Annotated in this window: 5 protein-coding genes; all 5 read left to right on the top strand. The window is 63.8% G+C overall.

Going from position 1 to position 2385, the window contains the following annotated elements; translation table 11 throughout:
* Positions 1-281, top strand: a 281-nt coding sequence (locus AC1DT3_RS18190) for a phage terminase large subunit family protein (RefSeq protein WP_477466635.1), incomplete at its 5' end; no start/stop codon positions are given.
* 70 nt (positions 282-351) lie between these two features.
* Positions 352-1509, top strand: coding sequence for a phage portal protein (locus AC1DT3_RS18185; protein ID WP_477466634.1), 1158 nt, complete (start codon positions 352-354; stop codon positions 1507-1509).
* A 49-nt stretch (positions 1510-1558) separates the two neighbouring features.
* The gene (locus AC1DT3_RS18180) at positions 1559-1753 is read left to right on the top strand and encodes a hypothetical protein (RefSeq protein ID WP_477466633.1); all 195 of its coding nucleotides are present in this window, start codon (positions 1559-1561) and stop codon (positions 1751-1753) included.
* A gap of 3 nt (positions 1754-1756) precedes the next feature.
* A complete protein-coding gene (locus tag AC1DT3_RS18175) occupies positions 1757-1906 on the top strand; it encodes a hypothetical protein (RefSeq protein WP_477466632.1) in 150 nt (49 codons plus the stop codon).
* Positions 1903-2385 (top strand): HK97 family phage prohead protease (locus AC1DT3_RS18170; RefSeq protein ID WP_477466631.1); only part of this gene is annotated, 483 nt, incomplete at its 3' end. The genes AC1DT3_RS18175 and AC1DT3_RS18170, both read left to right, overlap by 4 nt.

The following is a 2385-nucleotide window of genomic DNA, read 5'->3' as shown; positions in this document are numbered from 1 at the left end:
ACATGGTGACGAGCGTGATCAACGAAGTCGATCGCAGCGTTCCGGTGAAATCCGTGCGCGCCACGCGCGGAAAATATCTGCGCGCCGAACCGGTCTCCGTGCTCTATGCGCAAGGCCGCGTGCACCATGTGGGTCCGTTGCCGGAGCTCGAGGACGAGCTGTGCGATTTCGGCCCGACCGGGCTGACGTCCAACCGTTCGCCGGACCGTCTGGATGCATTGGTCTGGGCGCTCACGGAACTGATGCTGCGCGCCTGCGAACCACGCGTTCGGATGCTGTAGCCGGCGCCTCGCGGCCGTGTGCGCTTCAGCGACGCGACGACGTTTCGATTTTCTGATCGCCGGAGTTTTCATGCCCAATCTGTTGACACGTTTGCTTCGGGCCGCGCCCGAGGCCAAGGCTTCGCGTGCCTTGAGCGCGGTGGCGTTCTATATCGGCGGTCGCGCGCTTTGGACGCCACGAGATTATGCGACGCTCGCCCGAGAAGGCTTTCAAAAGAACGCGGTCGTTCATCGCTCGGTGCGCCTTCTCGCCGAAGCCGCCGCCGCGATTCCGCTGACATTGATGGTCGGGACAAAAGCAGCGGACGAACATCCGCTCCTCGCGCTGCTCCAACGGCCGAACGCGCGCGAGGGTCGGCAGCGTTTTCTCGAGAGCGTTTATGGACATCTTCTCGTTTCCGGGAACGCCTATGTGGAGGCCGTCTTCGTCGACGGTATTCCGCGCGAGCTTCATGCGTTGCGTCCGGATCGGATGCGTATCGTTCCCGGCAGCGACGGTTGGCCCGCCGCCTTCGAGTACACGGTGGGTACGCAGAATGTCCGGTTTGCTCATGCAGCCGGTGATCCGTCGCCGATCCTGCATCTGACTCAGTTTCATCCGACCGACGATCATTATGGCCTCGCGCCGATGGAAGCCGCCGCGACCGCGCTCGATATCCACAACGCCGCCGGCGCATGGAACAAGGCGCTGCTCGACAACGCCGCGCGGCCCTGCGGCGCTCTCGTCGTGGGGCAAGCCTCCCTCAGCGATGCGCAGTTCGACCGTCTGAAGGACGAGCTCGAAACGAACTATCAGGGCGCGGCGAATGCAGGCCGACCGCTCTTGCTGGAAGGCGGGCTCGATTGGAAACCGCTCTCCTTGTCGCCGAAGGAAATGGATTTCGTCGAGGCCAAAGCCGGAGCCGCGCGGGAGATCGCACTCGCTTTCGGCGTACCGCCCTTGCTTCTCGGTCTGCCGGGAGACAGCACGCATGCGAACTACGCGGAGGCCAATCGCGCGTTCTATCGCCAGACCGTCATTCCCCTGGCCAAGCGAACGGCTGAATCCTTGTGTCATTGGCTTTCGCCGATCTTTGGCGACGCGTTGCGGCTGGAACCCGACCTCGATGCCATCGAAGCTCTGGCGACCGAGCGCGAGAGCCTGTGGCGCCGTGTCACCGCAGCAACGTTCTTGAGCGAGGACGAAAAACGGGAGGCGGTGGGATACGGCCGATCAACGGCCGCTTGAGGTCGGCTCTCGCGCCTCGATCGAATCCTCGTCCGCATTGGAAACAATCATGAACATCATCGACCGGGTGACCGAAGCGATCATTCTGCGCGGTGACCTCGCTCATCTCGCGCTCTTCATCTGGGCCGGCGGTGCTTCGACTTTGCTTGCGGCAACCCTGCGCGATCTTTTCGCGGCGAACAGGCGCTTCGACGATTTCGTCCGCGAGCTCGCGCTCTTCAACCATCGACACTCGGGAGATTGAATCATGACACGAACGTCGACGCGCGTCGCTCGAAAGCCGAAGACGTCGCGGGATGCGCAGCACAAGCCCGCTCTCGTGTTTCGGGATTTCGTGCGCCAACTCGAAAAACTCGGACAGCGTCCATCCAAGCCCGTTCGGGGAGATGCCCAATGACATGCCATGTCCCGCCTCTCGCGCGGGAATTGAAACTGGTCGCCGAGCCGGTCCGCGCGGTCGCGACCGACGGCGTGTTCGAAGGTTACGCCAGTCTCTTCGGCATCCCCGATCTCGGGCGTGACGTGGTGATCCCGGGAGCCTTCGCCGAGAGCCTGAAGAAACGCGCAGCCGCCGATGTGCGGCTTTTGTGGCAGCACGATCCGTGCGAGCCGATCGGGCGCTGGCTCGCCATCGAGGAGGACCGTAAGGGCCTTCGCGTGCGGGGGCGGCTCAATCTGGCGGTCGCTCGCGCGCGGGATATTCATGCGCTGTTGCGCGACGGCGCCGTCGACGGGCTCTCGATCGGCTTTCGGGTCGACCGGGCGCGCGCCGAACGGCCGACCGGATTGCGGCGGCTCGAGAAGCTCGATCTGTGGGAGATTTCCATCGTGACGTTTCCGATGTTGCCGTTGGCGCGCGTGGAAACGGTCAAGCAG

This window comes from Microvirga sp. P4_G7, from assembly GCF_056401005.1.
Note: the sequence above shows the minus strand (reverse complement) of the source record. Positions and strands in the feature narration are given on the sequence as shown.